Below are 246 nucleotides of genomic sequence, written 5' to 3'. Positions count from 1 at the left end.
GTGCCTGGTGAAGGCCGGCGACGGGGAGGTGTTCGACCCCGAAGCCTATCGCGACCTGCCGGACCCGTTCCCGGCCTGGCGCCGGGCGGCCTGAGCCGGTAGCCCGTCAGACCGGGATCGCCTCGACATCCTCCTGGATCCGCTCGATGGCCTCGGCCTTCGCCAGGCCGGCCTCGGTGAGCTGCACCCGCACGACGCGGCCGTCACCCGATTCGGCCCGGCGCTCCACGATGCCGAGAGCCGCGA

1 pseudogene is annotated in these 246 nt (G+C 73.6%); it reads right to left on the bottom strand.

Annotated elements, in window-relative coordinates:
* Positions 1–118: 118 nt before the first annotated feature.
* Positions 119–246, bottom strand: a pseudogene (locus FV233_RS31575) (MarR family transcriptional regulator); the annotation flags it as partial.

Source organism: Methylobacterium sp. WL7 (assembly GCF_008040085.1).
GTDB lineage: Bacteria > Pseudomonadota > Alphaproteobacteria > Rhizobiales > Beijerinckiaceae > Methylobacterium > Methylobacterium mesophilicum.
The sequence above is the reverse complement of the archived record's forward strand: the minus strand, read 5'-3'. Positions and strand labels throughout refer to the sequence as shown.